Genomic DNA, 5,748 nt, shown 5'->3' on the forward strand with positions numbered 1-5,748 from the left:
GCCGTGGGGGCGCGACACCGCGCAATGGCGCGACCGCGTCGCGTTCCTGCGGGCCGCCGAGGGCGAGCCCTGGCCGGACCTGAGCGACGCGGCGCTGGAAACCACGGCCGAGGCTTGGCTGGCGCCGTTCTGTGCGGGCCGCACCCGGCTGGCCGAGCTCGACGCTCCCCTGCTCGGCGAGGCCGTGCGGGCGCTGCTGCCTTATCCCCTGCAACGGCGGCTCGATGCGGAAGCGCCCACCCATTTCGAAGCCCCGACGGGATCGCGGCTGCCGGTCGATTATGCGGCCGAGGGCGGGCCCGCCATCGCGGTGCGGGTGCAGGAACTGTTCGGCCTGTCGCGCCACCCGGCGCTGGCGGGCGGCCGGGTGGCCCTGGTGCTCACCCTGCTGTCGCCAGCCCACCGGCCGATCCAGATCACCCGCGACCTGCCCGGGTTCTGGGCCGGCTCGTGGGCGGCCGTGAAGGCCGAAATGAAGGGTCGCTACCCGCGCCACCCCTGGCCGGACGACCCCGCGGCCGCAGCCGCAACGACGCGGGTGAAGCCGAGGGACCCATAAGGTTCGATTCAGCTTACCCTACGACAGTAGGGTTCCTCACAAATCAATTTTAACCCGGCGGCGGCAGAAGGACCGGGATGTCTTCCCCTTCGATCCCGTCGACCCGACACCTGGAAGGGCCCTCGCGGCGCCTTGCGGGCTTTCCCTGCGACACGAGCGGCGCCACTGCGGTGGAATTCGCGCTGGTGTCGGTGCCGTTCCTGGCCGTTCTTTTGTTCGGCCTGCAGTTCTTCATCATGTTCTTCGCCCAGCAGGGCCTGGAATCCTTTACCCAGGACACCGCCCGGCAAATCCTGACCGGCACGACGCAGACCAAGGGCCTGACCCAGGCGCAATTCAAGCAAGCGCTCTGCGCCAGCCTGCCGTCGCTTTACAGTTGCAGCCTTCTTTACGTCGATGTGCAGACCGCCTCGGCCTTTTCGAGCGCGGCGACGGCCACGCCCTCCCTCACCTACGGCGACGCCGGCACCATCACGACCAGCATGAACTACAATCTCGGATCGGCGGGCGATATCGTCGTGCTGCGGATGATGTATCTGTGGCCCGTGGTCGGCAACCTGCTCGGCTCGGGCCTCGCCAACGCCACCAGCACCACGCGCCTGCTGATCTCGACGGCGGTGTTGAAGACAGAGAACTACCGATGAGGTGGCCGGGTGCCGTGCTAAGGCGCTTCGCAGCCTGCCGGGCGGGCGTGCGCGCGGTCGAATTCGCCTGCGTGCTGCCGATCTTCCTGCTGCTGTTGATGGGCGGCGGCGAATATACGCGTGCCCTGGCGATCTCCCGCAAGGTCACGGTCACCACCCGCACCGTCACCGACCTTACCAGCCGTTCCACAACGGTGACCGAGAGCGAGATCAAGGCCATCCTGGCCGCCTCCACGCAGGTGATGGCCCCCTTCGACGCCAGCAACCTGACCATCGTGCTGTCCGAGGTCACCACCGATGCGGCCGGCACGAAGACAACCGTCACCTGGAGCCGCACCCTCAACGGCACGGCGCTCCCGGAAGGCAGCAGCTTCCCGCTGGCCAGCGGCGCCGGCCAGGCGGGCGCCTCGCTGATCGTCGGCCAGGTCAGCTACGCCTATGTGCCGAGCTTCGGCAGCAGCTTCGTCGCCGCGATGACCCTGGCCGACACGCTCTATATGAACCCCCGGCTGTCCACCACCGTGGCGGTCTCGGGCTGATGCGGCACCGCCTGGGTCGGGCCCTCGCGGGCGCCATAACGGCGGCGCGCCGCTTGGCTCGGCAGCGCGACGCCAATGTGGCGGTGATCTTCAGCCTCACGGCGCTGCCGCTGTTGTTCAGCGCCGGCATGGGACTCGACTACGCGGCGGCGGCCCGCAAGCGCAGCAAACTGAACGGGGTCGCCGATGCGGCGGCCCTGGCGGCCGTCACCCCGGCCATGATGGGCAAATCCGCCGCTGTGGCCAAGGCTGCGGCCACGAGCCTGTTCATGGCTCAGGCCAACAACACACCCAACATCGCCTTCTCGTCCTCGGGGCTCAGCGTCGGCGTCACGGACACCACGAGCAACGGCGTCACCTCGCGCAACGTCACCGTGACCTATGCGGCGGCCTCGCCCAATGTTTTCGCCAATATGCTCGGCGCCTCCATCGCGATCGGCGGCACGGCGGCCGCGGGTGCCGCCACGGCGCCCAACGTCGATTTCTACCTGCTGCTGGACACATCGCCTTCCATGGCGATCGCGGCCACCACGGACGGCATCGCCACCATGATGGCCAAGACGCCGTCGCAGGACAACGGCGCCGGCTGCGCCTTCGCGTGCCACGAAAGCAATCCGGCCGCCGACAACCTCGGCAACCCGAACACCATCGACAATTACCAACTGGCCCGGAACCTCGGTGTGACGATCCGCATGGATCTCGTCACCAAGGCGACGCAGGACCTGATGGATTACGCCACCAGCGTGGCGACCAGCAACAGCGCCACCTACCGGGCCGCCATCTCGACCTTCGACTACCAGCTCGCCACCCCGGTGACGCTGACGTCGAACCTCAGCGCCGCCAAGAGCAAGGCGGGCGATATCGAGATGTTGCAGGTCTACAAGAACAACTACCTGACGGCCTCCGTCAGGAACACCGACATGGATACGAGCTGGACCAGCAGCATCGCGACCATGAGCGGAAACCTGCCGACGCCGGGCAACGGCACCAACAACGCCGGCGACAGCCCGCAGGAGGTGTTGTTCATCGTCACCGACGGGGTCGCCGACGAAAGCAACAGCGGCCGCCAGATCTATGCCATAGGCGGCTCGACCTGCACGTCGATCAAGAATCGCGGCATCAGGGTCGCGGTCCTTTATACCTATTACAACAAACTGCCGACCAATAACTTCTACACGAACAACGTGGCGCCGTTTCAGTCCACCATCGGCTCCACGCTCGAGGCCTGCGCGAGCCCCGGGCTTTATACCGTGGTGAACACCGGCGACGATATTTCGGGCGCCCTGAAGTTGCTGTTCAACAAGGCCGTCACCACGCCCCACCTGACCCAGTGAGGGCATCGCCCTCGCTTCCGCCGCAAACCCGTGTTGCCCTGCGGGTTCTAGCTGTTTGGTGAGGCCCGATGACCGACGTCCCGAACCCGTTTCCCGCCATCACGGCCCGGCCCGGGCGGCGCGCCTTCCTGAAGACGAGCCTCGGCTCCGGCTTCGCGCTCGCGGTGGGGCCGGTGGCGGCCCAGACCATCGCCACCCCGGCCACGGGCCTCGTGGCCGGGGAAGTGAAGGTGCCGGTGGCGGACGGCACCATCCCGGCCTATCGGGCCATGCCCGCCACAGGCGGCCCCTTCCCGACCATGCTGGTGATCCACGAGATCTTCGGCGTGCATGAATGGATCACGGACGTGTGCCGCCGCTTCGCCCGGCTCGGTTATTACGCGATCGCGCCCGACCTTTACGCCCGGCAGGGCGACGCCACCAAAGCCGACATCAAGACCATCATCACCGATATCGTGCCCAAGGTGCCGGACGCTGAGGTCTTGTCCGACCTCGACGCCACGGTGGCCTTCGCCAAGGCCTCGGGCGCGGCCGATACGGGTCGCCTCGGCGCCACCGGATTCTGTTGGGGCGGCCGGCAGATCTGGCTTTACGCGGCCCACAACAAGGACATGAAGGCGGCCGTCGCGTTCTATGGCCTGCTCGGCGGCGAGCATGCCCCGACGTCGCCGAACAAGCCGAAGAACCCGGTCGACATCGGCACGACGATCACCACGCCCGTGCTCGGCCTTTATGGTGGCAAGGACGAGAACATCCCCGAACCGCTGATCGCGCAGATGCGGGCCGAACTCGCCGAAGGCCACAGCCCCGCCCGCATCGAGCTGTATCCCGATGCGCCGCACGGCTTCTTCGCCGACTACCGCCCGAGCTACCGCAAGCCCGCGGCCGAGGACGCCTGGGCCAAGGCGCAGGCGTGGTTCAAGCAATACGGGGTGAGCTGAAGCGAACCTCGAAGACCGCCGGGCCGCCTCACGCCTCGATCAGCGAGCGCCCGGTCATCTCGGGCGGCTGCGGCACGCCGAGCAGCTGCAACAGCGTCGGAGCGAGATCGGCCAAGCGCCCATCATGGAGCCGCGCGCCCGGCCGGCCATACAGGAACACCGGCACCGGGTTGGTGGTGTGGGCCGTATGGGGACCGCCGGTTCCAGGGTCCTTCATCAGCTCGCAATTGCCGTGGTCGGCCGTCACCACCAGGCTGCCCCCCATGGTGGCGATCGCGTCGGCGATGCGGCCGAGACCGATATCCACCGCTTCGACGGCCTTGATCACCGCCGCGAGGTCGCCCGTGTGGCCCACCATGTCCGGGTTGGCGAAGTTCAACACCAGCAGGTCGTAATGGCCCGACACGATCGCCGCCACGGCCTTGTCGGTGAGTTCGGGCGCCGACATTTCGGGCTGCAGGTCGTAGGTCGCCACCTTGGGCGACGGCACCATAATGCGGTCTTCGCCCGCATAGGGCTCCTCGCGGCCACCGTTGAGGAAATAGGTGACGTGCGGGTATTTCTCGCTTTCGGCCATGCGGACCTGGGTCTTGCCGGCCGCCGCCACCACCTCGCCCAAAACCTTGGTGAGGTCCTGCGACGGAAACAACGTGGCGAGATGGCGGTCGAGGTCGGTCGAATAGGACGTCATGCCGACCGCCGCCGCGAGAACCGGCCGGCGCGGCACCGCGAAGCCGGTGAACCCGGGGTCGAGCAGCGCCGTCAGGAACTCGCGCACCCGGTCGGCGCGGAAGTTGAAGCAGATCAGCGCGTCGCCGTCCCGCATGCCGTCGTAACTGCCGATAACGGTCGGCTCCACGAATTCGTCGCCGCCGGTGCCCGCCCCATAGGTCTGCCGCACCACCGCGAGCGGATCCCGGCCGGCGGCGCCCTGCCCGGCCACGATGCAATCGTAAGCCTTGGCGACGCGCTCCCAACGGTTGTCGCGGTCCATGGCGAAATAGCGACCGCACACGGTGGCGACCGTGGCCGAGGCGGGCAGTTCCTCGAGCAGGGTTTCGAGGTAGCCTGCGCCGGCCTCGGGCGGCGTGTCGCGCCCATCCGTAATCACGTGAAACAACACCGGCACCTCGGCGTCGTCGAGCGCCTCGGCGAGTGCCACGGCGTGGCTCTGGTGGGCGTGCACGCCGCCGGGCGACACGAGGCCGACGAGGTGGCAGCGGCCGCCCGTGGCCTTCACGGCCGTGATCAGGTCCTGCAGCGGCGGCAACAGCGCCAGCGCGCCCGTTTCCGACGCCGCGGTGATGCGCGGCAGGTCCTGCATCACCACGCGGCCGGCGCCGATGTTGAGGTGGCCGACCTCGGAATTGCCCATCTGGCCGTCCGGCAGCCCGACATCGTGACCCGACGGCTGCAGGATGGCATGCGGCGAGGCGGCGATCAGCCGGTCGTAATGGGGGGTGTGGGCCAGCGCCACGGCATTGTCGTGGGCCTCGCCACGCAGGCCCCAGCCATCGAGGATCACCAGCATGGCGGGGCGGCGCGCGTCGGTCATCGTCGAGGTCCTTTATCGGCGGCAGGGCTGCGGCTCGGCCCGCGCCCGCTTGCGCCTATATAACGCAGCACGCTCCACGCCCAACGGGTTTTCATGCCGCGCTCCCCCACCCTCGACCTGCCCCGGGCCGCCCGGATCGCCGCCGGCAAGGCCCTGCGGGCCGCCGTGCCCCGCGA

Annotated in this window: 6 protein-coding genes; 5 read left to right on the top strand and 1 reads right to left on the bottom strand. The window is 68.4% G+C overall.

Annotation, left to right across the window (positions count from 1 at the left end; genetic code table 11):
* The 5 genes from P7D22_RS22105 to P7D22_RS22125 form a co-directional block, all read left to right on the top strand.
* The coding region (locus P7D22_RS22105) for an ATP-dependent helicase C-terminal domain-containing protein (RefSeq protein ID WP_319936413.1) at positions 1 to 559 on the top strand (559 nt) is incomplete at its 5' end.
* Positions 560 to 636: 77 nt separating this feature from the next.
* Complete coding sequence (locus P7D22_RS22110) at positions 637 to 1,203, top strand: TadE/TadG family type IV pilus assembly protein (RefSeq protein WP_319936414.1); 567 nt, start codon at positions 637 to 639, stop codon at positions 1,201 to 1,203.
* A complete protein-coding gene (locus P7D22_RS22115; protein WP_319936415.1) occupies positions 1,200 to 1,742 on the top strand; it encodes a TadE/TadG family type IV pilus assembly protein in 543 nt (180 codons plus the stop codon). Before P7D22_RS22110 ends, P7D22_RS22115 begins: the two co-directional genes overlap by 4 nt.
* Positions 1,742 to 3,076, top strand: coding sequence for a pilus assembly protein TadG-related protein (locus tag P7D22_RS22120; protein WP_319936416.1), 1,335 nt, complete (start codon positions 1,742 to 1,744; stop codon positions 3,074 to 3,076). The genes P7D22_RS22115 and P7D22_RS22120 overlap by 1 nt, the downstream gene beginning before the upstream one ends.
* 68 nt (positions 3,077 to 3,144) lie before the next feature.
* A complete protein-coding gene (locus P7D22_RS22125) occupies positions 3,145 to 4,017 on the top strand; it encodes a dienelactone hydrolase family protein (protein ID WP_319936417.1) in 873 nt (290 codons plus the stop codon).
* Between the two features lie 28 nt (positions 4,018 to 4,045).
* Here the strand turns inward: P7D22_RS22125 and gpmI are convergent, their stop codons facing one another.
* Positions 4,046 to 5,572, bottom strand: a complete 1,527-nt coding sequence (gene gpmI / locus P7D22_RS22130; protein ID WP_319936418.1) for a 2,3-bisphosphoglycerate-independent phosphoglycerate mutase — start codon at positions 5,570 to 5,572, stop codon at positions 4,046 to 4,048.
* Positions 5,573 to 5,748: the final 176 nt, after the last annotated feature.

Origin of the sequence: Lichenihabitans sp. Uapishka_5 (assembly GCF_033947565.1) — a bacterium.
In the GTDB taxonomy this organism is placed as follows: Bacteria; Pseudomonadota; Alphaproteobacteria; order Rhizobiales; family Beijerinckiaceae; genus Lichenihabitans.